The organism is Bacillus sp. FSL R5-0603 (genome assembly GCF_038050295.1).
Lineage (GTDB): Bacteria > Bacillota > Bacilli > Bacillales > Bacillaceae > Bacillus > Bacillus subtilis.
The window spans coordinates 3917201-3943472 of record NZ_JBBOYP010000001.1 but is presented as its reverse complement, the minus strand read 5'-3'; the positions used below and the strand labels follow the sequence as shown (position 1 = coordinate 3943472).

Here is a 26272-nt window from a genome sequence, read left to right as displayed (position 1 = left end):
TGAAAGCTTTGATTTGCTGAGGACGTAACGATTTATATCAGAATCTATCAGAAACTAGTGGATTTTGGGAAATAATTGAATGTCAGAAAAGGCTGGCGAGAAGATCTCTGCAGCCTTTTTTGCTTTTCTATGTATAAATTTTGATATTATACGTTAGAGGCTGTACGGTTTCATTTACCTCTAGAGGAGTATTGTCTTGTAACATATTTTATAACCAGTCATTTCTTTATTTTCCCTTTTAGTTTTCAGGTTTATAGAATGATAGAAAGGTTGGGTGAAAAGCGAAAGAGAACCTGCAAGATGATGCAGATTCTCTTCATTACGATTATTTAGAGGCCTGAATAAAGACACCCTTCTCATGAGAAAACTCTTTGAATCCGTATACCCCATGATAGGAGCCGATTCCGCTTGTGTTGACGCCGCCGAATGGCAGGTTGACGTCACTGAAATGGACGACGACATCATTGATGGCGGCATTTCCTGATGTCGTGTGCTGAAGGACGTTGTCAATCAGGTCTTGGTTTTGGCTGAATACATAAAGCGCAAGCGGTTTATCGTGATCATTTACGTAATCGATGACCTCGTCGATGTCTTCATAATTCATCATCGGCAGGATTGGTGCGAAGATTTCCTCCTGCATGATTTTCATGTCAGGCGTGACGTTTTTCAAAACGGTTGGCGAGATCGTGCGGTCGCTGGCATCAAATACGCCGCCGAACACCACTTCCGCCCCTTTTTCGATGGCATCGTCGAACAGATCTTTGACGCGGTTGAAGTTGCGGTCATTGACGATCTGCGTAAATTTGCTGCGGTCTGGGGTATGATCATCCTCCATAAATCCTGCGTTGACGATTGTTTGTAAAATCCCCGCGAACCTGTCCTGAACGTCTTTTTTAATGAACAGGTAATCAGGTGCGATGCAGGTTTGGCCGGCGTTTACGAATTTCCCGACGGCGATCTTTTTCGCTGCGTCCATCAGATCGTAATCGCTGTCGATAATCGTTGGGCTCTTGCCGCCAAGCTCAAGTGTGACAGATGCCAAGTGTTTGGCAGCCGCTGTCATGACGATTTTCCCGACATTTGTGCTTCCAGTGAAGAAAATATGGTCGAACGGCTGATCCAGAAGCTCGGTTGCCACCTCAACCTCTCCTTCAAAAATCGCGACTTCTTTTTCATCAAAAGCTTCGCGGATTACTTTTGCGGCAATGTTGCTCGTGTTCATCGTGAAATCGGACAGCTTCACAATCGCGCTGTTTCCGGCTGCGAGAGAAGCGGCAAGCGGCGCCATCGTCAGCATAAACGGATAGTTCCACGGGCCGAGGATGAGTGTGACGCCTTTAGGCTCGTACATAAGAATTCCGTTTGCGTCAGGGCTTAACGATGAACCGACTTCTTTAGGCGCCATCCATTGTTCCAGGTTGTTCATATTATCTCTGATCGCTTTTTTTGTTCCTTCGATTTCCGCTTTTTTGACTTCGTGATATGGTTTGCGGACGTCTTTGCGGATCGCTTCGATGATTTCTTCTTCATGGGCGATGACGGAATCTAAAAAGCGTTGAAGCTTTTCTCTCCGCTGTTCCGCTGTTGAAGCGCGCAAGGCTTTTTGCTGTTTTTTCTGAAGCTGAAAGACACGCTGGATGTCGTCCTTTACTTGCTGTTCCATTGTAAAATCCCCCTCATTTGCTTTCTTCTTTTCTCGGACCTATTATAAGGTGGTACCTTTTCTGTAAGAAAGACAACGGTGAACCATCTATACGTTACCGTACATATATCGAAGATCTGTCTAATGATTGGAGGTGTCTTTTGTGCCGGAATCTGCTGAAGCTCAAGTGAAAGAGGCGCTGCTGGCTTTATTGAAAGAAAGAAATATTCAACACATCACAATGAAAGAAATCGCTGAGAAGGCCAAAGTGAGCCGCGGATCGCTCTACCTTTATTATGAGGATAAGTTTTCAATCATTGAGGATGTGATCGAAGATATGAAGGAAGGACTGGGCAAAGCGCTTTTTGACGCCTTCAGTCATATGGATACCCTTCATTTGAACAAAAAACGGCAAACGGTGCATCCGACGCTGTCCTTTGTTCATGAGCATCGATCCTTTTTTTCTGTGATGATGAACAGAGGGCATTTCCATCGTTTTTTTAGGGATGTGTTTCAGCAGGATGTTCTGCTGACTCCGGTCCATGTGAATTTGACGCCGATCGAACGGGACATTTACGGACATTACCGGGCCTTGTACACGTACGCGATTATCCTGTATTGGCTGAATGAGGATGCGGCCGCGACTCCGGAAGCTATCAGCCAAAAGGTATGGGAGCTTGTTTCTCAAAAGAGATTTTATTGGCTGTTTGGACAAGCTGTGCCAGGAGAGCGAGAGAAGGACAAGCAAATCGACAGGCGTGTGGTTCGAACGAGAGAGGCGCTCCAGAAGGCATTTCTGGAGGTGCTGGCGGAGAAAAAAGACTACGCAGCCATCACGATTTCGGATATTACCCGGAAAAGCAATATCCGCCGCGCAACCTTTTATGATCACTATGCCAATAAAGAGGAATTGCTCCAAACCATGATACAGCGATCATGTACGGAGATCATTGATCACCTGACGATTGCCTCCAGCCCGAATGAATTTTCCTTAAAGGAAGCGGAGAAGGCGCTCGCCAGTCTGCTTTCTGCTTTGTCAAACATGCCCATTGTCCATTTACTCAATCGGGAATGGGGTGTTCCTCATGTGATACCTGATATGTTTAAAGCGCTGGAATCGTTCTATCTGCATCAGCAAACTGATATTCACGCAGAGAAAAAGCTTTATGCCCATTATGTATCCGCAATGATTATCGGGTTGCTTTTGTATCGGCTGGATGAAGGAAAGGCGCATCCGCCTGAAGTGCTGGCGAGGGAATTTTTGCAGTTTTTGGATGTGAAAAAGTATAAGGTTGTATTGCTTTGAAAGACAAAAAGAGAGGGACATCCCCTCTCTTATTTCGTTTCTATCTTCCATTTCTCATCAATCAGCATTTTCCCTGGCCATGTGTATGCCATGATGCCACCGTCTGCGGTGATGTCCTCTCCTGTGACGTATGAGCTGTCGTCTGACGCGAGGAACAGGGCCACTGTCGCCATTTCCTTCGGCTGGCCGAGGCGGCCGAGCGGCGTGACCCATTTGTTGGCTTCGCGGAATTTTTCACCCATTTCCTGTTCTTTGGTGCCTGCTAATTTGTCAATCAGCGGGGTTTCGATCGTACCCGGTGAAATGGAATTGACGCGGATGCCGTTCCGTGCGTAGTCGATCGCCATCGCTTTTGTCAGGTTGGTGATGCCGCCTTTTGCTGCGTTGTAGCCGGAGCGGTCAAGGTCCGCGGCACGGCCTGACATGGAGGAGGTGTTGATGATGGAGCCTCCATTTTCGAGCATGAGCGGAATCAGATATTTGCTGCAGAGGAACGTGCCGCGCAGGTCGACGGCGATAATGCGGTCAAACAGGTCAACCGGATATTCGTGCACCTTTCCGCCTTCCTGATCAACGCCGGCATTATTAAACAGAATATCAATCGTTCCGCATGCATCCTTGATTTGATCAGCAAATGCTTTCACACTGTTTTCATCTGACACATCGAGGTGAAAGGATTCGGCCTGTCCTCCGTTTTTTCTGATTGCGTCAACTGTTTCTTCCATTTGATCTTTATTGATATCTCCGATGATCACACGCGCGCCTTCATTGGCAAAAACCTCTGCCGTCGCTTGCCCAATGCCTGTCGCGGCGCCTGTAATCACTGCTGTTTTGTTTTCCAGTCTTCCCATGATACGAGACCTCCTTTTTCTATTTGTCTTCCCGCTATGTGCAGTGATAAACATGCGAGAAAAGATAGGCCAGCATATGTTAAGATGAATTAGAAATTGTTGGGAGGTTTGTAAGTTTGAAGGTACAGCATAAGAAGGAGCTCAAGTTTTATTGCTTCGTGACCATTCCATCTGCTTTTGTTGTGCTGACTGTCATCTCTTTTTTATTGCAAGAGATTACGTTTCCGGTGACTGCAAGCGCATTTCTGAATGCTTCATGGCATAATCTATTGTTTTTGATACCGTTCGGTTTGTTTTTCTACCCGGTGCATATATGGATGAAGCGGGAGTTTGGCCGCTGGAATGACACAGAAAAAAAGAGAGGATGATGAAGCCTCTCTTTTTTATGAGAATAAGTGAGAAAAAGAGTGAAAACAAATCCAACTAGTGTTAAATTTACATATATATGCATCTATCAATCTAATTGACAATTGTCATCTTATGTGATAAATAGATGCTGAAAAGGGTTTACATAATGGTAAAGGAGCGATCAAGAGTGGCGAAAAAAGAGTTTAAAGCAGAGTCTAAACGCTTGCTGGATATGATGATTAACTCCATTTATACCCAAAAAGAAATTTTCCTGCGCGAGTTAATCTCCAATTCGAGTGATGCGATTGACAAAATCTATTACAAAGCGCTTACGGACGATGCGCTTACGTTTGATAAAGACAGTTACTACATAAAGGTCGCAGCTGACAAAGATGCGAGAACATTAACCATCTCTGATACGGGGATCGGAATGACAAAGGATGAGCTTGAACAGCATCTTGGAACAATTGCAAAAAGCGGTTCCCTCGCGTTTAAAAAGGAAAACGAGCTGAAAGACGGACATGACATTATCGGGCAGTTCGGTGTCGGTTTTTACGCGGCATTTATGGTTGCCGATGTCGTGACAGTCATCAGTAAAGCGCTTGGCAGCGAAGAGGCTTATAAATGGGAGTCTGCGGGTGCAGACGGCTATACGATTGAGCCGTGTGAAAAGGATTCTGTCGGTACAGACATTATCCTGAAAATCAAAGAGAACACAGAAGATGACAGCTATGACGAGTTTTTAGAGGAATATCGTTTAAAAGCGATCATCAAGAAGTACTCCGACTTCATTCGCTACCCGATCAAAATGGATACAACCATTAATAAGCCGAAGGAAGGCAGCGAAAATGAATTTGAAGAGGTGCAGGAAGAGCAGACGGTCAACAGCATGGTGCCGATCTGGAGAAAAAACAAAAGCGAGCTGACAGATGAGGATTATGAAAAATTCTATGCTGAAAAGCATTACGGGTTTGATAAACCGCTGACACACGTTCATATTAGTGTGGATGGAGCCGTTCGCTACAACGCGATTCTATTCGTCCCTGAAAACATGCCGTTTGACTACTATTCCAAGGAATATGAGAAAGGCTTGGAGCTGTATTCCAATGGCGTGCTGATCATGAATAAGTGCGCAGACCTGCTACCGGACCACTTCAGCTTTGTGAAGGGCATGGTCGATTCTGAGGATCTGTCGCTGAATATTTCCAGAGAAATGCTGCAGCATGACCGCCAGCTGAAGCTGATCGCGAAAAACATCAGCAAGAAAATCAAAAGCGAGCTGCAAAGCCTGTTGAAAAAAGACCGCGAGAAATACGAGACGTTCTACAAGGCGTTCGGCAGACAGCTGAAATTCGGCGTGTACAATGATTTTGGCGCGAATAAGGACCAATTGAAGGATCTCCTATTATTCTACTCTTCAAAAGAGAAAAAACTGGTCAGCTTAGACGAGTATGTTTCCAGAATGCCAGAGGAGCAGAAATACATTTATTATGCGACCGGTGATTCTTACGATCGCATTGAGAAACTGCCGCAAACGGAAATGGTGGCAGACAAAGGTTATGAAATCCTCTACTTTACTGAGGACATCGATGAGTTTGCAATTAAAATGCTGGCATCTTATCAAGAAAAAGAATTTAAATCGGTATCAAGCGGAGACCTTGGCATAGACACGGATGAGGACCAAAAGCAGTCCGAGGAAGAGGAAAGCAAGTATAAGGATCTGTTTGAGGAAATGAAAAACATTCTGTCAGACAAAGTGAAAAACGTCAGAATCTCAAAACGGCTTAAATCACATCCAGTCTGCCTTGCTGCTGACGGCGAAGTGACAATTGAGATGGAAAAAATCTTAAACGCGATGCCTGACAGCCAAAATGTGAAGGCGGAAAAAGTGCTGGAAATCAACCCAAATCACGAGGTATTCCAAACGCTGCAGGACGCGTTTGAACAAGATAAAGAGAAGCTGAGCCTGTACACAAACCTTCTGTACAATCAGGCGCTTCTCATCGAAGGCCTGCCGATTCAGGACCCTGTGGAATTTACGAACAATATTTGCAAGGTCATGGTGTAAACAGAAAAAGGAATCGTCCCATAAGGAGACGATTCCTTTTTTTATAATGTACGCTCATTCAGCACTTGGTTTTGGGTGCTTTTCTTCTTTTTAAACCGGTTTTTCAGGCTTGCTTCAATTTCCTCCAAGCTTTTCCCTTTGGTTTCCGGTACCATGTAGAACGCGAAGAAAAATGAGAGAAGACAAATGACTGAGAAAACCATAAAGACCCATGCGATGCCCATCGCGCTTAGCATCAGCGGGAAGACGAGCGACACGATCAGATTGGCCGCCGATAACACCAAAGTCGTGAACCCTGTCGCGGCTCCGCGTGCTTTGGACGGGAAGAGCTCAGGCATGAGCACCCACACTACCGGACCCCATGTCGCCTGGTAAAAGACGATATAGACACCTAGAAAGACTACTGTCATCCACGCTGTTGATGCGGAAAGTCCGAGCGTTAGGAGCACGCCTGATAAAGCAGCAAGGCTCAGTGTGATGCCGATACTTCCCCAGATCAGAAGTTTTTTGCGGCCGACACGGTCAATTAAGATCATGGCAGTGATACACATGATGACGTTAAGGACGCCGATTCCCATTGTGCCGAGTGCGGAAGCTGACGTGCCAAGACCGGCCTTCGTAAAAATGGTCGGCGCGTAGTAGATGACCGTGTTAATGCCGACCGCCTGCTGGAAAATGGCAAGGCCGACGCCAATCAGAAGCATGGGACGAATCCATTTGGCTTTCAGCACGCCAAGTGTCGTTTCTTTTTTCTCCGCTTCCCCTTGCTTCATCTCTGCCAATTCCATTTCGATGTCTTTGGGGTCATGAGTGATGTTCATGATGCGTCTCGCTTCTTCTTCACGGCCGCGCTTCACGAGCCATCTTGGCGATTCCGGCATGAACGCGATGCCGATTAATAGAAGCACGGCAGGCACTGCGGCCAGACCGACCATCCAGCGCCACGCTTCAAACGGTGTGAACAGGTAGTTCACAATATAGGCGAGCAAAATTCCTGTGACAATCATTAAGTTGTTCATTGTGCCGAGTGTACCGCGAATTTTTGTCGGTGCCATTTCGGAAAGATACACGGGCACAAGCGCCGTTGAACCGCCGACGGCCAATCCGAGTATCACCCTAGATGCAATCAGCATGCCGATTGTTTGAGAAAATGCGCAAGCGAGCGCACCGATAATAAAAATGATGGAAAGGACAAATACAACCTTTCTCCTGCCCCAGCGGTCTGAGCATGTGCCGCTCAAGGCAGAACCGAAAATCGCGCCAAGGAGCAGCATGCTGACAACCAATCCTTCTGTCAATGTCGTTAAAGGAATATCGTTATTGATAAACAGGAGTGCTCCGGATATAACACCTGTATCGTAACCATATAGCAGTCCCCCTAAAGCGCCGAAAAAGTAGATCATATATTTCCTTGTGTCTTTCTTCACAAATGTCTCCTCCTCAGTTGTTGAGCCAATGAGTATCTAAAAATATGTAACAAAGTTAATAGATTAGTACCCATTTCCTATCTCATTTGAAACATTTGTTTTGAAAAAACGGAAACGTTATAGCCAAAAGGCGGGGTATTGGCGATTTTTTCGTAAGTTATTAATAATGAGAGCAATGATCACGATGATGACAGACCCAATGAGCACGGGAAATACTAAATAACTCCAAGCATATGCCCCTTGAATGACAACAATCGGGTCGGCGCCGGCAGGAGGATGAGTGGTTTTGGTCAGCATCATCAAGCAAATGGCAAGCCCTGTCCCCAATGCAAAGGTCCATGGATGGGCGCCGAATATGTGAAGGACAACAATCCCGGTAAGCGCGGAAATAAAATGGCCGCCAATTACATTTCTCGGTTGTGATAATGGAGCATTCCAAGCGCTGAAGACGAGCACACAGCTTGCCCCAAAAGGCGCCATTAACCATAAGCTTGATGTATAAGCGGTCAACGAAGCCAGTGTTAATATGGTCATAAATCCTCCGATAAGCCCTGTAACAGCGTCTTTGCCGTTTACCCGTAAAGGCGTTTTTCCTGTCCCTTTCATTTTTAAAAAGAAGTTGTTTTCCAAATTTATCCCTCCAGTATGTATAGAATAATAGGTAAATACTAACCTGTCAATTTAATTTTTAGAGGTTAGTTTTTCAAAACAATAAAAAAACCGTTCGCTGGGGAACGGATTCTTACTCATGATTTATTTTTTTCTGATGGCGTGAGACCTTATGTCTGTTGCCGCATATCTTCATCGAGCACCATTTTCGTCTTCCTGTTTTATCAAGAAAAAGCAAAATGCACTTTTCGTTTGCGCACCGTTTCAGCTGTTGGATTTCTTTTGTGTGAATCAGCCATAACGCATCGTAAGCGATAAGCGATAAAATGGAATCATCTGGTTTTCCATTCGGAATGCGGGCAAGTTTGTCATCTATGATTTGATAAGAAAAAGGAGCGGCGGTGATTTGGTCTTGCAGGAAAGAGATAAAAGCTGGGGAAGGTTCGCTGCCCTCGGCGATACACTCAAAGTGTTTTCTCAGCTCAGCCCGGAATTGATGAATCCGCTGCAATTGTCCCCGGACTTCCTGTAGCGTCAAAGAACTGAGAAAAGGAGCAGTTTCTCCCATTATTTCAAACCATGTCATCAGGTCTTTTTCTGACTGGATGAGATCGTGCCGTTTATCATAGCTTACGATTTCAGTATTCACAAGATCGACAGATAGGTTATGTGTGATAAGAGGGAATTGAGCATTTGCCATTGTGATCATTCCTTTCAAAATTATTGTAAGCGCCAAAACCTTTTTTACGCAAGGATATTAATAAAGGGAGGCTTTTTTATGTTGAAAAAGCAAAAGCTTAAAAAAGTATGCAGCAGCCAATTGGATGTTTTACCGCATATCAGCATTCAGGAATTTCGCCAGCCTGATTCAGAATCATTCGTTTTTTACTTAACAGCTGAAAGGCCAGAAGATAGATCAATTGAAGATGTCTTTTGTTTATTACTAGAGAGGGAAGAGTATGCCGAAGCAAGCCGGGAATGGAACAGAGCAGTAATAGAGAAAACTAGAGATGCTGTATTAACGAACATACTGGAACCGGTAATAGAGCATGGGATTTTTTCCAAAATTGACGGAGCATCTGCTTTACAGCGAATCCATACCTATGAAAATAACGGTATTCAAATTGATGAGTCGCTGTTTATGGATGAAAGCAGGCATGTCGTCATCTATGATGATTGGAATTTGTTCATGGTGTTTGGTTATGAAGGGACAACAGCTTATCTATATACGTGGTTTACAACAGCATAATGAAATGATCATTTGTAAATATAACTTACAAAACAAAAACGATTTTTTTTTTAGGATATCATACTGAAAGGGGCTTCCTATTTACCGGAAAACATGCTGTTTCTGTACCTGCATTTCATGGGCCGGAGGTGAAAAGCATCAAAAAAACCTTACTCGCCCGGAGTAAGGTTTTGGTTTTTATTCGTCCTCGTTGACAAAAACCAAGGCGGAGAAGCCTTTTTTCTTATCAAATTGCAATTCAACGACGGTAACGTCCGGATTGAAGTTGTGGTATTCCTCTAAGAACTGAATAATGCCTTCTGAAATGTCATCTGACATAAGCTGCTTGTGGTGCAGGCCAAATGTAGCTTCAGCGAAGAACCCTGTACGCTTGTTATAAGATAGCTCCTTTACTTCAACGTCTTCAGGGTAGATATCTTCTTCATTGGAAATATACACGCAAATTCCGTCTACAATTTCTTGCTCATTTAATATTAATCTCATTGCCTAAAATCTCCTTCTGTACGTCTTCGGTGCTTTAAATGCGCGAATCAATGCGATGACAATGATTAAAATAATAATCAAAGCGATGATATCAACGATCCAGGCAATGGGTGAAGCGCCATAAGAAACATAACCGGGGCCTCCGACTGGATGATAGGTGTAACCCCATGGGTGCATCATGCTGATCATGAACATACCCATTGTAAATCCGCTATAATATCCAAACCATCCTGAGGGCGCGAAACCTGCGTGATAGTAATGATTGACTGAAACATATCGTCCGCCAACATAGGCTTTAGACGTTTTTCCGCTGTATGTCTTTCCGGTTACTTTTGATGTAGCGCCGGAAAAGGTGCCTGACGATTTTTTAGAGCTTGATGAACTTGCCTTTTCCGAAGGCTTCTTTTTAAGCGAAATCGATGATGATGAATCGTCAGACGTCTTGGATTTTTTGCTAGAAGAGCTTGATCCTGAGCTGTAGCTTGATTTCGGGCTTGATTTATAGCTTCCGCTGTATGACGAGCTTGAACTTCGGCTGCTGTAACTAGATGATGAGCGGCCGCTAAAGCTCTTTGCATGAGAAATCGTTGATGGCAGCAGTACACCTAAAGCAACGGTTACTGCAACTAAGGCTTTTACATATTTAAGTTTCATTCTGTTTCCTCCATAGACCGCCGAAACGGTCCGCTATTCTGACAAGCAAATAAAAGAAGCTGGGTCAGCTTTATTTCATATGAGCTAGATGATATGAACGTTTCATACTTTTGCTTTCTCAATCACTTTCTTTCTGAGATAAACTACCTTTATTTTATCGGATTTATGGCTCATTTTGTAAGGTTTTGCTTCAAAATCAGTTATTTAGGAATTTATCGCACAAAAAAAACAGCCTTCTCCAATGGAGAAGGCTGTTTTCTTCTTATGCGAACAGCTTATCAATAAATGAAATATCCTCTTGAGAAAGCGTCACGTCGGCTGTTTTGATGTTATCAATCAACTGATCGGCACGTTTTGCTCCCGGGATTAAAATATCAATTTCCGGTCTTGCTAAATACCAGGCCAATACGATGTGAGGGATATCCACGTTGTGTTTTTCGGCAATCGGCGCAAGCTTGTTGACCTTACTGATATTTTCTTTGAAACGCTCGCCCTTGAAGTGTTCCTGTTCGTTTCGCAGGTCGCCTTCTGGGAACGTTGTATCTTCTGTATACTTTCCTGCCAATAAACCTGATACGAGAGGGAAGTAAGGGATAAATGAAATATTATGCTCCTTCGTATACGGGAAGAATGTTTTTTCCGCTTCACGGTTTAACAGGTTGTATTCGCCTTGCAATACATCTACCAAACCGTCTTTGTTTGCTTCTTTCAATTGCTCTAAAGAGAAGTTGGATACACCGATGGAACGGATTTTTCCGGCTTTCTTCATCTCATTCAGCGCGTTAACGGCTTCATCCTTAGGCGTATGCTCGTCAGGAAAGTGAATGTAGAACAAATCGATATAATCGGTATTCAAGCGCTTCAGGCTTTCATCAACTGATTTTTTAAGAAATTCTGGTGAATTATCAAAGACAAAGTCATTGCCTTGTTTTCTGTGAGCGGCTTTTGTCGCGATGACAACATCTTCACGGTTGAATTCACGCAGCACTTCACCAATTAATTCTTCGGAACGGCCGATCCCGTAAATGTAAGCGGTGTCTAACATTGTCACGCCATTACGGATCGCCTCGCGCACCAATTCTTTTCCGGTTTCTTCATTTAGGTTCGGGTAGAGGTTATGTCCTCCGACAGCATTTGTTCCTAATCCGATAGGGAATACCTGCAAGTCTGATTTTCCGAGCTTCGCTTTTTTCATGATCTGCCTCCTAGAATAAAATGGATGATAGACTCTCAACACTATTGTAAACGTTAGGCCAGATGAATGCCGATTTGATGCTCATTGCAGTACTGCGTGTACTCGTCGTCTAATGGCTGAGAGGTCACAATGCAATGCAGCCTGTCAAACGGCGCATATGTCAGAAGCGTTGATTTTCCGAATTTAGAATGGTCAGCCAATAGATACACTTCTTTTGCTTTTTCCGAAATCCTCTTTTTAATTTCATACTCCAGCAGATCCGAGTTGGTCAATCCGTGTGTCAGCGTCGTTCCGGTAGCGGACATAAAGGCTTTGTTGATATTGTACTTATCAAGCATAGCCGGGTCGTCCATACCGACAAAGGAGCGGGTTTTTCTCTTATAGTTGTTTCCGATAATGATTAAGTTGATATTCTTCAAAGCTGACGCCGCATTGATAATGTCTAAACTGTTGGTTAAGATGGTGACATTTTTGGCTGGATCAAGCGTATCAAGAATAGACTTTGTCGTCGTTCCTGAATCAATGAAGACCAAATCGTGATCTTCAATAAATCGGGAAGCATAATGGGCGATTTTTGTTTTTTCATCCTGGTGCTGAATGGTGCGATTTTCAAAAGGAACTAATGCGGTTTTTTCAATAGATGTTACGCCGCCGTATACTTTTTCAATCGCACCCTTTTCTGTTAGCTTGTTGATATCACGTCTGACTGTGTTTTTGGAGACATTGAACACCTGGCACAGCTCATCTAAGGAAACAGTGCCATGCGATAAAATGTACTCCTCCATTTCCTGAATCCGCATCAGTTTCATATTAAAAACTCCTTCTTGAATCTTTACGTAACATAAATATATAATAAAAACCAAAAGTTAATCAATAGTTGCTTAAAAAATGATAACATCGGTGTGTATCTTTTGCAAGATTCGACGGGCTTCTCTTACCTCTCTTACTTGATTAAAAGATTAATATAATAAAAATAATGAAAAAATTTAGTGTTTATGATTGACTTATGGGTATTATACGATTAGAATATAACCAAGAAATGACCAAAAAGTAACCTGTTGTGCATGAAATGGTTGCTTGTATGTAAATATGCATCCGCCATTTATTTTTTTGGTTTTTTGAAAGCGTTTAATTCTTGGCTTGCTGAAAAGTGGATATTGATATGAATCTATCCTGAACCATCCATACAAGTGTATGTGTTTACTAATGAAGGAGGCAATAAGAATGGCAGAAATCAGAAAATTAAAAAACTACATCAACGGTGAATGGGTTGAAAGCAAAACAGATCAATATGAAGATGTCGTCAATCCGGCGACGAAAGAAGTACTATGCCAAGTGCCGATTTCTACACAAGAGGATATTGATTACGCAGCGCAAACGGCGGCTGAAGCATTTAAAACATGGTCAAAGGTGGCGGTTCCGCGCCGTGCCAGAATTCTATTTAACTTTCAGCAGCTGCTGTCCCAGCATAGAGAAGAACTTGCTCATCTAATTACAATTGAAAACGGAAAAAACACGAAAGAAGCTTTAGGTGAAGTGGGACGCGGGATTGAAAACGTAGAGTTCGCCGCTGGAGCACCTTCCCTGATGATGGGTGACTCACTTGCTTCCATCGCAACAGACGTTGAAGCTGCCAACTACCGTTACCCAATCGGAGTTGTCGGCGGAATCGCGCCATTCAACTTCCCGATGATGGTTCCTTGCTGGATGTTCCCGATGGCGATCGCGCTCGGCAACACATTTATTTTAAAACCATCTGAGCGGACTCCGCTGTTAACAGAGAAATTGGTTGAGCTTTTTGAAAAAGCGGGCCTTCCGAAAGGGGTATTCAACGTCGTATACGGTGCGCATGACGTTGTGAACGGCATCCTTGAGCATCCCGAAATTAAAGCAATTTCATTTGTAGGCTCCAAGCCAGTAGGCGAATACGTCTACAAAAAAGGAAGCGAAAACTTAAAACGCGTTCAATCTCTGACTGGCGCGAAAAACCATACGATTGTCTTGAACGATGCGAATCTTGAAGACACGGTCACAAACATCGTCGGAGCTGCCTTCGGTTCTGCCGGTGAACGCTGCATGGCTTGTGCGGTTGTGACAGTTGAAGAAGGAATCGCCGATGAATTTATGGCGAAGCTGCAGGAAAAAGTGGCGGACATTAAAATCGGTAACGGCCTTGATGACGGCGTGTTCTTAGGACCAGTGATTCGCGAAGACAACAAGAAGCGCACGCTCAGCTATATCGAAAAAGGTCTTGAAGAGGGTGCCAGACTCGTATGTGACGGACGTGAAAATGTGTCTGACGACGGCTACTTTGTCGGCCCGACGATCTTTGACAATGTCACAACAGAGATGACGATCTGGAAAGATGAAATTTTCGCTCCGGTCTTATCTGTCATCCGTGTGAAAAACCTGAAAGAAGCGATTGAAATCGCCAATAAGTCTGAGTTTGCGAACGGTGCCTGCTTGTTCACATCCAACTCAAACGCAATCCGCTACTTCCGTGAAAACATTGATGCGGGAATGCTAGGAATCAACCTTGGTGTGCCGGCTCCAATGGCGTTCTTTCCATTCTCAGGCTGGAAATCTTCATTCTTTGGAACGCTGCATGCGAACGGAAAAGACAGCGTCGACTTCTATACACGTAAAAAAGTGGTAACGGCAAGATATCCGGCACCTGATTTCAACTAAACGACGAACAGCCGAACGGCGTCCATGTGCGCTGTTCGGACTCATTCTGCCAATAGAAAGAGGAGGGCTTCTCTATGAGTTATTTGTTGCGTAAGCCGCAGTCGCATGAAGTATCTAATGGGGTCAAACTCGTGCATGAAGTAACGACATCCAACTCTGATCTCACTTATGTAGAGTTTAAAGTGTTAGATCTTGCTTCAGGTTCAAGCTATACAGAAGAATTGAAAAAACAAGAAATCTGTATTGTGGCGGTAACGGGAAAAATTACAGTGACAGATCATGAGTCGACTTTTGAGAATATCGGCACGCGTGAAAGCGTATTTGAACGAAAACCGACAGACAGCGTCTATATGTCAAATGACCGTGCATTTGAGATCACAGCGGTCAGCGACGCAAGAGTGGCGCTTTGCTATTCTCCATCGGAAAAGCAGCTTCCGACAAAGCTGATCAAAGCGGAAGACAACGGAATTGAACATCGCGGGCAATTTTCAAACAAACGTACTGTTCATAACATTCTTCCGGATTCAGACCCTTCAGCTAACAGTCTATTAGTAGTTGAAGTCTATACAGACAGCGGCAACTGGTCCAGCTACCCGCCTCACAAACATGATCAAGACAACTTGCCGGAAGAATCTTTCTTAGAAGAAACGTACTACCATGAGTTAGACCCGGGACAGGGCTTTGTATTTCAGCGCGTATACACAGATGACCGTTCTATTGACGAGACAATGACTGTGGAAAATGAAAACGTTGTCATCGTTCCTGCGGGATACCACCCGGTAGGCGTTCCGGACGGATACACATCCTACTATTTAAATGTCATGGCAGGGCCGACGCGAAAATGGAAGTTTCATAACGACCCGGCGCATGAGTGGATTTTAGAACGCTAACAAGTGAGGAGTGGCTGTTTACGATGAAGTATACATTCAATGAAGAGAAGGCTTTTGACATTATTGCCATCGGCCGGGCATGTATTGACCTGAACGCAGTCGAATACAACCGCCCAATGGAAGAGACGATGACATTTTCCAAATACGTTGGCGGTTCACCTGCGAATATCGCGATTGGCAGCGCGAAGCTTGGCTTAAAAGCGGGCTTCATCGGCAAAATTCCGGATGACCAGCATGGAAGATTCATAGAGTCCTATATGAGAAAGACCGGCGTTGATACAACACAGATGGTTGTTGATCAAGATGGACACAAAGCAGGCCTTGCATTTACAGAAATCCTCAGCCCAGAAGAATGCAGCATTTTAATGTATCGCGATGATGTGGCGGATCTTTATCTTGAGCCTTCAGAGGTAAGCGAGGACTATATCGCAAATGCGAAAATGCTGCTTGTTTCCGGGACAGCGCTCGCCAAAAGCCCGTCACGGGAAGCGGTATTAAAAGCTGTTCAATACGCAAAGAAGCATCAGGTTAAAGTGGTGTTCGAACTGGATTACCGCCCGTATACGTGGCAGTCATCAGATGAAACAGCCGTTTATTATTCTTTGGTTGCCGAGCAGTCTGATATCGTCATCGGCACACGCGATGAATTTGATGTGATGGAAAACCGCACAGGCGGAAGCAATGAAGAATCCGTCAATCATTTATTTGGCCATTCAGCCGACCTCGTTGTCATCAAACACGGCGTCGAAGGCTCTTACGCATACAGCAAATCCGGCGAGGTATTCCGCGCTCAAGCGTACAAGACAAAAGTGCTAAAAACCTTTGGAGCCGGTGACTCCTATGCGTCAGCCTTTATCTATGGCCTTGTCAGCGGAAAAGACATTGAAACGGCATTGAAATACGGCAGTGCTTCCGCTTCCATTGTGGTGAGCAAGCACAGTTCGTCAGAAGCGATGCCGACTGCGGAAGAAATCGTACAGCTTATTGAAGCACAGTCATAATTGAAAAAGATCGAGTAAAGGTGGGATCGTTTGTGGGTAAGAAAATTCGCTTAACAACAGCACAGGCGCTGATTAAATTCTTAAACCAGCAGTACATCCATGTTGATGGAAAGGAAGAGCCTTTTGTCGAAGGGATTTTCACGATTTTCGGTCATGGAAACGTATTAGGGATCGGGCAGGCGCTTGAGCAGGATGCAGGCCATTTGAAAGTCTATCAAGGGAAAAATGAACAAGGAATGGCGCATGCGGCCATGGCGTACAGCAAGCAAATGCTGAGAAGAAAAATATATGCGGTGTCTACATCCGTCGGACCGGGAGCGGCTAACTTGGTGGCGGCAGCCGGCACTGCATTGGCAAACAATATCCCAGTTCTCTTGATTCCGGCAGACACATTTGCGACAAGACAGCCAGACCCTGTACTGCAGCAAATGGAGCAAGAATACAGTGCGGCGATTACGACAAACGATGCATTGAAACCTGTATCGAGATACTGGGACCGCATTACGCGCCCTGAGCAGCTGATGAGCAGTTTGCTGCGCGCGTTTGAAGTCATGACTGATCCGGCAAAAGCAGGTCCGGCAACGATTTGTATTTCTCAGGATGTTGAAGGGGAAGCATACGATTTTGATGAAAGTTTCTTCGTCAAACGGGTTCACTATATTGATCGCATGCAGCCGAGCGAGCGCGAGCTTCAAGGTGCGGCGGAGCTGATTAAATCCAGCAAAAAACCTGTGATTCTCGTCGGCGGAGGCGCAAAATATTCCGGTGCGCGCGATGAATTGGTTGCCATTTCTGAAGCCTATAACATTCCGTTAGTTGAAACGCAGGCAGGAAAGTCTACTGTTGAGGCAGATTTTGCGAACAACCTTGGCGGAATGGGCATCACAGGTACACTTGCGGCAAACAAAGCGGCCCGCCAAGCTGATTTGATTATCGGCATAGGCACAAGGTATACAGATTTTGCGACATCCTCTAAGACCGCTTTTGATTTTGATAAAGCGAAGTTTTTGAACATTAACGTCAGCCGAATGCAGGCGTATAAACTTGATGCATTCCAAGTGGTGGCGGATGCGAAAGTGACGCTTGGCAAACTGCACGGCTTGCTTGAAGGCTATGAGAGCGAGTTCGGCACAACGATCCGGGAGCTGAAGGACGAATGGCTCGCTGAACGCGAGCGTCTCAGCAAAGTGACGTTTAAGCGGGAAGCATTTGACCCGGAAATCAAACATCATTTTTCTCAAGAGGTTCTGAATGAATATGCTGACGCGTTGAATACTGAGCTTCCGCAAACAACGGCATTGCTGACAATCAACGAGACGATTCCTGAAGACAGCGTCATCATCTGTTCAGCAGGCTCACTCCCAGGAGATTTGCAGCGTTTGTGGCATTCTAATGTTCCGAATACGTATCACCTGGAGTATGGGTATTCTTGCATGGGCTATGAAGTGTCCGGGACACTCGGTCTTAAACTGGCCCACCCTGACAGAGAAGTGTATTCAATCGTCGGAGACGGCAGCTTCCTGATGCTTCATTCTGAACTGATCACGGCGATTCAGTACAACAAGAAAATCAATGTGCTGCTCTTTGACAACTCTGGATTCGGATGCATCAACAACCTGCAAATGGATCACGGCAGCGGCAGCTACTATTGCGAGTTCCGCACAGATGACAACCAAATCCTGAATGTCGATTACGCGAAAGTTGCTGAGGGATACGGCGCGAAAACCTACCGCGCAAACACAGTAGAAGAATTAAAAGCGGCGTTAGAGGATGCGAAGAAACAGGATGTATCAACATTAATTGAAATGAAGGTGCTGCCTAAAACAATGACGGACGGCTATGACAGCTGGTGGCATGTCGGGGTGGCAGAGGTATCTGAACAAGAAAGCGTTCAGAAAGCATACGAAGCAAAAGAGAAAAAGCTGGAATCTGCGAAGCAGTATTAGAGGGGAGGCACCATAGATGGGCAAAAATGAAATCCTGTGGGGAATCGCTCCCATTGGGTGGCGGAATGATGACATGCCTGAAATTGGAGCGGGAAATACACTTCAGCATTTGTTAAGTGATATCGTTGTCGCACGTTTTCAAGGCACGGAGGTCGGGGGTTTTTTCCCCGAACCTGCCATCCTGAACAAAGAGCTGAAGCTTCGGAACTTACGCATTGCAGGAAAATGGTTCAGCAGTTTTATTTTGCGTGACGGACTTGGTGAAGCGGCAAAGACATTTACCCTGCATTGTGAGTATTTGCAGCAAGTAAACGCGGATGTCGCAGTTGTCTCTGAACAAACGTACAGCGTGCAAGGCTTGGAGAAAAACGTGTTCACAGAGAAGCCTCACTTTACGGATGATGAATGGGAGCGGCTTTGCGAAGGGCTGAATCACCTTGGCGAAATTGCCGCTCAGCATGGCTTGAAGCTTGTCTATCATCATCATCTCGGCACTGGCATCCAAACAGCAGAAGAAGTGGACCGCCTGATGGCAGGAACAGACCCTGCGCATGTACACCTCCTCTATGATACAGGCCATGCGTATATTTCTGACGGCGATTACATGGGGATGCTTGAGAAGCATATCGGCCGCATTAAGCATGTGCACTTTAAGGATGCCCGCCTGAATGTCATGGAACAATGCAGGCTCGAAGGACAATCGTTCCGGCAATCATTTTTAAAAGGCATGTTTACGGTTCCCGGTGACGGCTGCATTGACTTTAGAGAAGTATATCAGCTGCTGTTGAAGCACAGTTATTCCGGATGGATTGTCATTGAAGCTGAACAGGACCCCGATGTTGCCAACCCGCTGGAGTATGCATTGATTGCGAGAAACTATATTGATCAGCAGTTGTTGGATCTGGCTTAATGGGGACTGGACATATGGGCAATACCAATGGAGATTCAGCCTTCAATAAACGGACAATCGCCGCAGCATTGGCCAACTATATTGATGCCGGTTCAATTGTGGCAGGCTCCGCCGGTTTATCATTATGGGTCAGTTACCTTAAGCTATCCGATACGCAAATCGGGCTGCTCGGCGCGCTGAGCGCAAATGCGATTTCTGCCGCTGTCGGTGCCCTGCTTGGCGGGTTTCTGGCTGATAAAGTCGGACGGAAGGCTGTTTATACCAATAGTATGCTGGTTTATGCACTAGGGATTTGTTTGGTTTTGTTCGGGGTTAATTTCCCCATGTTGTTAAGCGGTTACATCATTATCGGTTTATCAGTAGGAGCTGACATAACTGCGTCATGGACCATTATTGCGGAAAATGCGCCAAAGAAGAATCGGGCCAGGCATTGCGGCGTAGCACAAGTCGCTTGGGCCGCGGGCGCTGTCGTTGTACTGCTCCTCTCCGTACTGGCCGGTGACTTGGGACTCTTGGGGAATAAAATCGTATTTGCCCATCTGCTTGTGATTGCGCTGATTACGTACATCCTGAGAATCAGGCTTCCGGAATCAGACGCCTGGCAGTCAAAAAATCAGCCGGAGGATGCTCAGGCAGAGAAGCCGGCTGTACTGAATAAGACATCATATTTTGATTTGCTCAAGCCTATGTATCTCAAAAGCATATTGTTTTTGATGGGTGTGTACTTGGTTTGGAACTTAGCTGCCGGGGTCATGGGCTTCTTTATGCCATACATTTATCAGCAGGTCGGCGGTGTATCTGCCAACATGGCCAACCTTTTGCAAATGGGGCTGTTTATCTTCACAGGATTGGGGGTCGCCTTGATCTTCATGCCCTTTGCCGACAAATATAGAAAAACCGTATTTGGAATCGCCGCTTTCATGGCGGTGATCGGGTGGACACTGTTTCTGCTGCCAGTTGAAGGCCTGCCGATTCTGCTCCTGTTTATTGTCGTGATCGGCATCAATAACGGAGCAGGGCAGCAAGCGAACTATCAGTTATGGGCGAGCGAAATCTTTCCTACGCAATATCGTGCTTCCGCACAAGGACTGATGTTTTTCCTAGTCCGTATTTCAATAGGGATTTGGAGTCTGTTTGTCCCAATGATTATCACCAATTTCGGCATTGGAACGATGGCTGCAATTCTTCTCGGATGTGTGACGGCCAGTATGATCATCGGGCTGCTCTTTGCGCCGAATACGTCTGGCAAGTCGCTTGAACAAATTCAAGAGGAACTCTACGGATCTCCCCAGAGCCAAGTAAAGCAAGGAACAGAAAGCAAAATCATGTAACCAACAGAAGGAGTGGCTGTCAATGAGTTTACGTATTGGCGTAATTGGAACTGGAGCAATCGGAAAAGAACATATTAACCGCATCACGAACAAGCTGTCCGGCGCGGAAATCGTAGCTGTAACGGATGTTAATCAAGAAGCTGCACAAAAGGTCGTTGAGCAATACCAATTAAACGCGACGGTTTATCCGAATGATGACAGCCTGCTTGCAGACGAAAATGTAGACGCTGTTTTAGTGACAAGCTGGGGGCCTGCGCATGAGTCAAGCGTGCTGAAAGCCATTAAAGCCCAGAAATATGTGTTCTGTGAAAAACCGCTCGCGACAACGGCTGAAGGATGCATGCGCATTGTCGAAGAAGAAATCAAAGTGGGCAAACGCCTTGTTCAAGTCGGCTTCATGCGCCGTTATGACAGCGGTTACGTACAGCTGAAGGAAGCACTCGATAACCATGTGATTGGTGAACCGCTTATGATTCACTGCGCGCACCGCAACCCGACTGTGGGAGATAACTACACAACCGATATGGCTGTAGTCGACACGCTTGTTCATGAAATTGATGTCCTGCACTGGCTCGTCAACGATGACTACGAGTCTGTTCAAGTCATCTACCCGAAAAAATCGAAAAACGCGCTGCCGCATTTAAAGGATCCGCAAATCGTCGTGATTGAAACAAAAGGCGGCATCGTCATCAACGCTGAAATCTATGTGAACTGTAAATACGGCTATGACATACAATGCGAAATCGTCGGAGAAGACGGCATCATCAAGCTTCCCGAGCCATCAAGCATCAGCTTGAGAAAAGAAGGCAGATTCAGCACAGATATTCTGATGGATTGGCAGAGACGCTTTGTCGCTGCGTACGATGTGGAAATCCAAGACTTTATTGATTCGATTCAAAAGAAAGGCGAGGTCAGCGGACCGACGGCATGGGACGGCTATATTGCCGCTGTCACGACTGACGCATGTGTAAAAGCCCAGGAATCTGGACAAAAAGAAAAGGTTGAATTGAAGGAAAAACCGGAATTCTATCAATCTTTTACAACAGTTCAAAACTAAAAAACAGAGGAGTGAAAATATGAAGTTAGCATTGGATCCATCCATGTATCGTGATGATTTAACTTTAGAGGAAATGGTCTATAAAACGGCAGAGCTCGGCTATGAATATATCGAATTATCGCCGCGCGAGGATTTTTGCCCATTTTATAAATATCCGAAAGTCGATTCAGCAAAGATCAAACAATTAAAGCGGCTCTTAAGGGATACAGGTGTTAAGCTTTCATCGCTTCTTCCTCTTTATCACTGGGCGGGTCCTGATGAAGACCGCCGCCAGGCTGCAGTGCGCAACTGGAAACGGGCAATCGAAATTGCGGTTGAACTTGAAGTGGATTTGATGAACAGCGAATTTAGCGGTTCAAAATATGATCCTTTAACAAGTGAAGAAAAATTTATCAAATCCATGGATGAGCTTCTGCCAGTCTTTGAAAAAGAAGGCATGAAACTCAACCTTCAAGCCCATCCATATGATTTTATCGAAACGCACAAAGGTGCGATGGATATGATCCGCGCGCTTGACAAGGATTGGATCAATCTTGTCTACTCGACTGCGCATACGTTCTTCTATGATGACGGCAAAGGCGACATCGAGACCATGTTTGACGAAGCCGGCGACCGCCTCACACATGTTTTATTTGCAGATACCTATAATCATAAAGCGGCTCATGGCCTTCGCTACATCGTCAATCCGCCTGACGCGAAAGTAACGGTTCACCAGCATTTGGACATTGGCCAAGGCGAGGTTGATTTTGATACGATTTTCAGAAAACTGAGAGAGATGAAGTTCGACGGAATTGCGACGAATGCCGTATTTGCTTGGGTCGATGAAAGAGCGGATGAATCAAGCCGATTTATGCTTAAGAAAATGAAAGAAGAATTAGGTCTGGCATAAGCTGAGCATGGAGTTCGGCGGGATATGGCGACAGCCTTCCTGCCGAACTCCCTTCATATCTAAAACGCAGATGGGGGAGTCTGGCATGAAACTTTGTTTTAATGAAGCGACAACATTGGAAAACTCAAACCTTAAACAGGATTTAGAACTATGCGAAAAGCACGGCTATGATTATATTGAAATCCGCACAATGGATAAGCTGCCGGAGTACTTAGAAGACCATTCATTGGATGACCTTGCGGAATATTTTCAAACTCATCACATCAAACCGCTTGCCCTAAACGCGCTTGTTTTCTTCAACAACCGTGATGAAAAGGGCCACAACGAGATCATCACTGAATTTAAAGGCATGATGGAAACATGCAAAACCCTCGGTGTGAAATATGTGGTGGCCGTTCCGCTTGTGACAGAGCAGAAGATTGTAAAAGAAGAGATCAAAAAGAGCAGTGTAGACGTGCTGACTGAGCTGTCAGATATCGCGAAGCCGTACGGCGTAAAAATCGCGCTTGAATTTGTCGGCCATCCGCAATGTACGGTCAATACGTTTGAACAGGCGTATGAGATCGTAAACACAGTTAACCGTGACAATGTCGGGCTTGTCCTTGACAGTTTTCACTTCCATGCAATGGGTTCAAATATTGAGAGCTTAAAGCAGGCGGACGGAAAGAAAATCTTCATCTATCATATTGATGATACAGAAGATTTCCCAATCGGCTTTTTAACAGATGAGGATCGTGTATGGCCGGGACAAGGGGCAATTGACTTAGATGCCCACTTATCAGCACTGAAGGAAATCGGCTTCTCTGATGTTGTATCGGTTGAGCTCTTCCGGCCTGAATACTATAAGCTAACTGCTGAGGAAGCCATTCAAACAGCGAAAAAAACAACAGTGGACGTCGTATCAAAATACTTCAGCATGTAATGGATAAAGGAGGGGTGAATATGGCTTTTGTATCGATGAAAGAGCTTCTTGAAGATGCAAAGCGGGAGCAATATGCAATTGGCCAGTTTAATATCAACGGCCTGCAATGGACGAAGGCGATTTTGCAGGCGGCGCAAAAGGAGCAATCACCGGTCATCGCCGCGGCTTCCGATCGCCTGGTCGACTATTTAGGCGGATTTAAAACGATTGCCGCCATGGTAGGCGCGTTAATAGAGGACATGGCGATCACCGTTCCGGTCGTGCTTCATCTCGACCACGGCAGCAGTGCGGAACGCTGCAGACAGGCCATTGATGCCGGATTCAGCTCAGTGATGATTGACGGCTCCCATCAGCCGATTGACGAGAATATCGCGATGACAAAAGAAGTCACCGATTATGCCGCAAAACACGGCGTGTCAGTAGAAGCCGAAGTCGGCACGGTCGGCGGAATGGAAGACGGACTGGTCGGCGGGGTCTGCTATGCCGATATCACGGAATGTGAGCGGATCGTTAAAGAAACCAATATCGACGCGCTGGCCGCCGCCCTCGGCTCTGTACACGGCAAATATCAGGGTGAGCCGAATCTCGGATTTAAGGAAATGGAGGCTATCTCCCGCATGACTGATATTCCCCTCGTTCTTCACGGGGCATCCGGGATTCCGCAGGATCAGATCAAAAAAGCCATCACGCTCGGCCACGCGAAGATCAATATCAATACGGAATGTATGGTAGCGTGGACAGACGAAACACGCCGCATGTTCCAGGAAAACAGCGATCTGTACGAACCGCGCGGCTATTTGACACCCGGCATTGAAGCCGTGGAAGAGACAGTGCGAAGCAAAATGAGAGAGTTCGGATCAGCCGGTAAAGCAGCTAAGCAGCAGGTCGGCTAAAGAGACCAGAAACCGCCGAGATGGCGGTTTTTTTGTGCGGTGTTGCGTCCATACGCCCAAAACGATTATGATGATGGCAGCAGTGTAAGAAACGGGAGTGGTTCAGTTTGAATAAAATCATGATTGTGGAAGACAGTGAAGACATTCGCGGACTATTGCAGAATTACCTTGAAAAATACGGATATCAAACAGTGATCGCCGCGGATTTTACAGCTGTTCTTGATGTCTTTTTGCGGGAAAAGCCCGATGTGGTGCTGCTTGATATCAATTTGCCGGCATATGACGGATATTATTGGTGCCGGCAGATCCGCCAGCACTCCACAAGCCCGATCATCTTTATTTCTGCCAGAAGCGGGGAAATGGATCAGGTGATGGCGATTGAAAATGGGGGAGATGATTATATCGAAAAACCGTTTTCTTATGATATTGTGCTGGCGAAAATCAAAAGCCAGATCCGGAGGGCGTACGGGGAGTACGCCGCAAAGCAGGGAGAGAAAGTGGTTGAATATGCCGGCGTTCAGCTCTTTGTGGAACGGTTTGAACTGCGTTTTCAGGATGAAAAAAGCGAGCTTTCTAAAAAAGAAAGCAAGCTTTTGGAAGTGCTGCTTGAGCGGGGGGAAAAGGTGACGAGTCGGGACCGTCTCATGGAAAAGACGTGGGACACCGACATATTCATCGATGATAATACACTTAACGTGTATATCACGCGGCTCAGAAAAAAACTGCGGGAACTGAATGCGCCTGTTTCTATTGAAGCGGTGCGGGGCGAAGGCTACCAGCTGAGGGCGCAGTCATGAAGCTGTTTCTCCGGTCTCATGCAGTGCTGATTCTGCTTTTTCTCCTTCAAGGGCTGTTTGTCTTCTTTTATTACTGGTTTGCGGGTCTTCATTCTTTTTCTCACTTGTTTTACATATTGGGCGTTCAGCTTCTTATTTTGGCGGGCTATCTTGCCTATCGCTGGTACAAAGACCGCGGCGTGTATCATTGGCTCAGCTCGGGGCAGGAAGGGACGGATATCCCGTATCTCGGTTCTTCAGTGTTCTGTTCAGAGCTGTATGAAAAGCAGATGGAGCTGATCCGGCTGCAGCACCAGAAGCTCCATGAGACCGAAGCCAAGCTGGACGCGCGGGTGACGTATATGAATCAATGGGTGCACCAAGTAAAGACGCCGCTGTCGGTCATTAATTTAATCATTCAAGAAGAGGACGAGCCCGTTTTTGAACAAATCAAAAAAGAAGTCCGGCAGATTGAATTCGGCCTGGAGACGCTTCTTTATTCTTCAAGGCTCGACCTGTTTGAACGGGATTTTAAAATTGAAGCGGTTTCCCTGTCCGAGCTTCTCCAATCAGTCATTCAAAGCTATAAACGATTTTTTATTCAATATCGCGTTTATCCGAAAATGAACGTTTGCGATGATCATCAGATTTACACTGATGCCAAATGGCTCAAATTTGCGATCGGCCAAGTAGTCACAAATGCGGTCAAGTATTCAGCGGGCAAGAGTGACAGACTTGAGCTGAATGTCTTCCGCGATGAAGACAGGACGGTGCTTGAAGTCAAAGATTACGGTGTCGGGATTCCCTCACAAGACATCAAGCGGGTGTTTGACCCTTATTACACCGGTGAAAACGGGCGGCGTTTCCAAGAATCTACGGGAATCGGCCTCCATCTCGTCAATGAAATTACAGGTAAGCTCAATCATACGGTGGACATCAGCTCGTCTCCCGGTGAAGGGACATCAGTTCGATTTTCATTTCTTACAAAAATGTAAGGCTGCGTTAAGAAAACAACATAGCCCGCTTTGTTTCCCCTTGATAACATGGATTTATGTCAAGGGGATTTTTATGTTGAACGTCCCGGCACTACATGAAAGCAGCCCAGATCAACAAGAATAAAACCATAAGGAGGATTTT

The 26272-nt window shown here is 45.6% G+C and carries 25 protein-coding genes; 16 read left to right on the top strand and 9 right to left on the bottom strand.

The annotated features are described in order from the left end of the window. Window positions 1-325: 325 nt before the first annotated feature. Window positions 326-1663 carry an aldehyde dehydrogenase family protein gene (locus tag NYE56_RS20260; RefSeq protein ID WP_335450126.1) on the bottom strand — a complete coding sequence of 446 codons (1338 nt, stop codon included), beginning with the start codon at window positions 1661-1663 and terminating at the stop codon, window positions 326-328. A 142-nt stretch (window positions 1664-1805) separates the two neighbouring features. Here NYE56_RS20260 and NYE56_RS20255 point away from each other — a divergent pair, with 142 nt between their 5' ends. Beyond that, window positions 1806-2948: a TetR/AcrR family transcriptional regulator gene (locus NYE56_RS20255; protein WP_341284334.1), complete on the top strand. Its 1143-nt coding sequence runs from the start codon at window positions 1806-1808 to the stop codon at window positions 2946-2948. A gap of 29 nt (window positions 2949-2977) precedes the next feature. Here the strand turns inward: NYE56_RS20255 and NYE56_RS20250 are convergent, their stop codons facing one another. Further along, the gene (locus NYE56_RS20250; RefSeq protein ID WP_341284333.1) at window positions 2978-3799 is read right to left on the bottom strand and encodes an SDR family oxidoreductase; all 822 of its coding nucleotides are present in this window, start codon (window positions 3797-3799) and stop codon (window positions 2978-2980) included. A 116-nt stretch (window positions 3800-3915) separates the two neighbouring features. On the opposite strand from NYE56_RS20250, the gene NYE56_RS20245 reads away from it, so the two are divergent. Continuing rightward, entirely contained in the window at window positions 3916-4167 is a 252-nt protein-coding gene (locus tag NYE56_RS20245) for a hypothetical protein (protein WP_014478494.1), read from the top strand. A gap of 167 nt (window positions 4168-4334) precedes the next feature. Beyond that, entirely contained in the window at window positions 4335-6215 is a 1881-nt protein-coding gene (htpG, locus tag NYE56_RS20240) for a molecular chaperone HtpG (RefSeq protein ID WP_341284332.1), read from the top strand. 41 nt (window positions 6216-6256) lie between these two features. On the opposite strand, the gene NYE56_RS20235 is transcribed toward htpG, so the two are convergent. The 3 genes from NYE56_RS20235 to NYE56_RS20225 form a co-directional block, all read right to left on the bottom strand. Further along, complete coding sequence (locus tag NYE56_RS20235; protein WP_341284331.1) at window positions 6257-7642, bottom strand: sugar porter family MFS transporter; 1386 nt, start codon at window positions 7640-7642, stop codon at window positions 6257-6259. A 117-nt stretch (window positions 7643-7759) separates the two neighbouring features. Continuing rightward, the gene (locus NYE56_RS20230; protein ID WP_223497743.1) at window positions 7760-8248 is read right to left on the bottom strand and encodes an HPP family protein; all 489 of its coding nucleotides are present in this window, start codon (window positions 8246-8248) and stop codon (window positions 7760-7762) included. Window positions 8249-8384: 136 nt separating this feature from the next. Then, window positions 8385-8951, bottom strand: coding sequence for a CGNR zinc finger domain-containing protein (locus NYE56_RS20225; RefSeq protein WP_103804040.1), 567 nt, complete (start codon window positions 8949-8951; stop codon window positions 8385-8387). A gap of 78 nt (window positions 8952-9029) precedes the next feature. Between NYE56_RS20225 and NYE56_RS20220 the strand changes: the two genes are divergently transcribed. After that, a complete protein-coding gene (locus NYE56_RS20220; RefSeq protein ID WP_341284330.1) occupies window positions 9030-9500 on the top strand; it encodes a hypothetical protein in 471 nt (156 codons plus the stop codon). A gap of 177 nt (window positions 9501-9677) precedes the next feature. On the opposite strand, the gene NYE56_RS20215 is transcribed toward NYE56_RS20220, so the two are convergent. The 4 genes from NYE56_RS20215 to iolR form a co-directional block, all read right to left on the bottom strand. Beyond that, the gene (locus NYE56_RS20215) at window positions 9678-9983 is read right to left on the bottom strand and encodes a YxcD family protein (protein WP_021481035.1); all 306 of its coding nucleotides are present in this window, start codon (window positions 9981-9983) and stop codon (window positions 9678-9680) included. A gap of 3 nt (window positions 9984-9986) precedes the next feature. After that, window positions 9987-10637: a hypothetical protein gene (locus NYE56_RS20210; protein WP_003244225.1), complete on the bottom strand. Its 651-nt coding sequence runs from the start codon at window positions 10635-10637 to the stop codon at window positions 9987-9989. 262 nt (window positions 10638-10899) lie between these two features. Beyond that, a complete protein-coding gene (locus NYE56_RS20205) occupies window positions 10900-11832 on the bottom strand; it encodes an aldo/keto reductase (protein ID WP_341284329.1) in 933 nt (310 codons plus the stop codon). A 53-nt stretch (window positions 11833-11885) separates the two neighbouring features. Then, entirely contained in the window at window positions 11886-12641 is a 756-nt protein-coding gene (gene iolR, locus NYE56_RS20200) for a myo-inositol utilization transcriptional regulator IolR (protein WP_003227050.1), read from the bottom strand. 415 nt (window positions 12642-13056) lie between these two features. Between iolR and iolA the strand changes: the two genes are divergently transcribed. The 12 genes from iolA (at window position 13057) to yxdK (ending at window position 26130) form a co-directional block, all read left to right on the top strand. Then, window positions 13057-14520 carry a methylmalonate-semialdehyde dehydrogenase gene (iolA, locus tag NYE56_RS20195; protein WP_268553968.1) on the top strand — a complete coding sequence of 488 codons (1464 nt, stop codon included), beginning with the start codon at window positions 13057-13059 and terminating at the stop codon, window positions 14518-14520. 74 nt (window positions 14521-14594) lie between these two features. Then, on the top strand, window positions 14595-15410 hold the full coding sequence (iolB, locus tag NYE56_RS20190) for a 5-deoxy-glucuronate isomerase (protein WP_014478486.1): 816 nt from the start codon (window positions 14595-14597) through the stop codon (window positions 15408-15410). 23 nt (window positions 15411-15433) lie between these two features. Further along, on the top strand, window positions 15434-16411 hold the full coding sequence (gene iolC / locus NYE56_RS20185) for a 5-dehydro-2-deoxygluconokinase (protein WP_014478485.1): 978 nt from the start codon (window positions 15434-15436) through the stop codon (window positions 16409-16411). Between the two features lie 32 nt (window positions 16412-16443). Then, complete coding sequence (iolD, locus tag NYE56_RS20180; protein WP_032725033.1) at window positions 16444-18357, top strand: 3D-(3,5/4)-trihydroxycyclohexane-1,2-dione acylhydrolase (decyclizing); 1914 nt, start codon at window positions 16444-16446, stop codon at window positions 18355-18357. A 16-nt stretch (window positions 18358-18373) separates the two neighbouring features. Further along, window positions 18374-19267, top strand: a complete 894-nt coding sequence (gene iolE / locus NYE56_RS20175; protein WP_341284328.1) for a myo-inosose-2 dehydratase — start codon at window positions 18374-18376, stop codon at window positions 19265-19267. Between the two features lie 14 nt (window positions 19268-19281). Beyond that, complete coding sequence (iolF, locus tag NYE56_RS20170; protein WP_064671728.1) at window positions 19282-20598, top strand: myo-inositol transporter IolF; 1317 nt, start codon at window positions 19282-19284, stop codon at window positions 20596-20598. Window positions 20599-20620: 22 nt separating this feature from the next. Next, a complete protein-coding gene (gene iolG / locus NYE56_RS20165) occupies window positions 20621-21655 on the top strand; it encodes a bifunctional inositol 2-dehydrogenase/D-chiro-inositol 1-dehydrogenase (RefSeq protein WP_003244482.1) in 1035 nt (344 codons plus the stop codon). A gap of 19 nt (window positions 21656-21674) precedes the next feature. Then, window positions 21675-22544 (top strand): sugar phosphate isomerase/epimerase family protein, encoded by an 870-nt coding sequence (locus NYE56_RS20160; RefSeq protein WP_014478480.1) that lies wholly within the window; start codon window positions 21675-21677, stop codon window positions 22542-22544. A gap of 85 nt (window positions 22545-22629) precedes the next feature. After that, complete coding sequence (gene iolI / locus NYE56_RS20155; RefSeq protein WP_341284327.1) at window positions 22630-23466, top strand: 2-keto-myo-inositol isomerase; 837 nt, start codon at window positions 22630-22632, stop codon at window positions 23464-23466. Window positions 23467-23486: 20 nt separating this feature from the next. Further along, a complete protein-coding gene (gene iolJ / locus NYE56_RS20150; RefSeq protein ID WP_014478478.1) occupies window positions 23487-24359 on the top strand; it encodes a 6-phospho-5-dehydro-2-deoxy-D-gluconate aldolase in 873 nt (290 codons plus the stop codon). 107 nt (window positions 24360-24466) lie between these two features. Continuing rightward, the gene (gene yxdJ / locus NYE56_RS20145) at window positions 24467-25156 is read left to right on the top strand and encodes a two-component system response regulator YxdJ (RefSeq protein ID WP_341284326.1); all 690 of its coding nucleotides are present in this window, start codon (window positions 24467-24469) and stop codon (window positions 25154-25156) included. Next, the gene (gene yxdK / locus NYE56_RS20140) at window positions 25153-26130 is read left to right on the top strand and encodes a two-component system sensor histidine kinase YxdK (protein WP_341284325.1); all 978 of its coding nucleotides are present in this window, start codon (window positions 25153-25155) and stop codon (window positions 26128-26130) included. The genes yxdJ and yxdK overlap by 4 nt, the downstream gene beginning before the upstream one ends. Window positions 26131-26272 lie beyond the last annotated feature (142 nt).

What these genes read in the sequence shown, in the direction of transcription:
- NYE56_RS20260 (WP_335450126.1), bottom strand. Translation starts at nt 1,663, where the DNA reads ATGGAACAGCAAGTAAAGGACGACATCCAGCGTGTCTTTCAGCTTCAG.
- NYE56_RS20250 (WP_341284333.1), bottom strand. Translation starts at nt 3,799, where the DNA reads ATGGGAAGACTGGAAAACAAAACAGCAGTGATTACAGGCGCCGCGACA.
- NYE56_RS20230 (WP_223497743.1), bottom strand. Translation starts at nt 8,248, where the DNA reads ATGAAAGGGACAGGAAAAACGCCTTTACGGGTAAACGGCAAAGACGCT.
- NYE56_RS20225 (WP_103804040.1), bottom strand. Translation starts at nt 8,951, where the DNA reads ATGGCAAATGCTCAATTCCCTCTTATCACACATAACCTATCTGTCGAT.
- NYE56_RS20220 (WP_341284330.1), top strand. Translation starts at nt 9,030, where the DNA reads ATGTTGAAAAAGCAAAAGCTTAAAAAAGTATGCAGCAGCCAATTGGAT.
- NYE56_RS20215 (WP_021481035.1), bottom strand. Translation starts at nt 9,983, where the DNA reads ATGAGATTAATATTAAATGAGCAAGAAATTGTAGACGGAATTTGCGTG.
- NYE56_RS20210 (WP_003244225.1), bottom strand. Translation starts at nt 10,637, where the DNA reads ATGAAACTTAAATATGTAAAAGCCTTAGTTGCAGTAACCGTTGCTTTA.
- NYE56_RS20205 (WP_341284329.1), bottom strand. Translation starts at nt 11,832, where the DNA reads ATGAAAAAAGCGAAGCTCGGAAAATCAGACTTGCAGGTATTCCCTATC.
- iolR (WP_003227050.1), bottom strand. Translation starts at nt 12,641, where the DNA reads ATGAAACTGATGCGGATTCAGGAAATGGAGGAGTACATTTTATCGCAT.
- iolA (WP_268553968.1), top strand. Translation starts at nt 13,057, where the DNA reads ATGGCAGAAATCAGAAAATTAAAAAACTACATCAACGGTGAATGGGTT.
- iolB (WP_014478486.1), top strand. Translation starts at nt 14,595, where the DNA reads ATGAGTTATTTGTTGCGTAAGCCGCAGTCGCATGAAGTATCTAATGGG.
- iolC (WP_014478485.1), top strand. Translation starts at nt 15,434, where the DNA reads ATGAAGTATACATTCAATGAAGAGAAGGCTTTTGACATTATTGCCATC.
- iolE (WP_341284328.1), top strand. Translation starts at nt 18,374, where the DNA reads ATGGGCAAAAATGAAATCCTGTGGGGAATCGCTCCCATTGGGTGGCGG.
- iolF (WP_064671728.1), top strand. Translation starts at nt 19,282, where the DNA reads ATGGGCAATACCAATGGAGATTCAGCCTTCAATAAACGGACAATCGCC.
- iolG (WP_003244482.1), top strand. Translation starts at nt 20,621, where the DNA reads ATGAGTTTACGTATTGGCGTAATTGGAACTGGAGCAATCGGAAAAGAA.
- NYE56_RS20160 (WP_014478480.1), top strand. Translation starts at nt 21,675, where the DNA reads ATGAAGTTAGCATTGGATCCATCCATGTATCGTGATGATTTAACTTTA.
- iolI (WP_341284327.1), top strand. Translation starts at nt 22,630, where the DNA reads ATGAAACTTTGTTTTAATGAAGCGACAACATTGGAAAACTCAAACCTT.
- iolJ (WP_014478478.1), top strand. Translation starts at nt 23,487, where the DNA reads ATGGCTTTTGTATCGATGAAAGAGCTTCTTGAAGATGCAAAGCGGGAG.
- yxdK (WP_341284325.1), top strand. Translation starts at nt 25,153, where the DNA reads ATGAAGCTGTTTCTCCGGTCTCATGCAGTGCTGATTCTGCTTTTTCTC.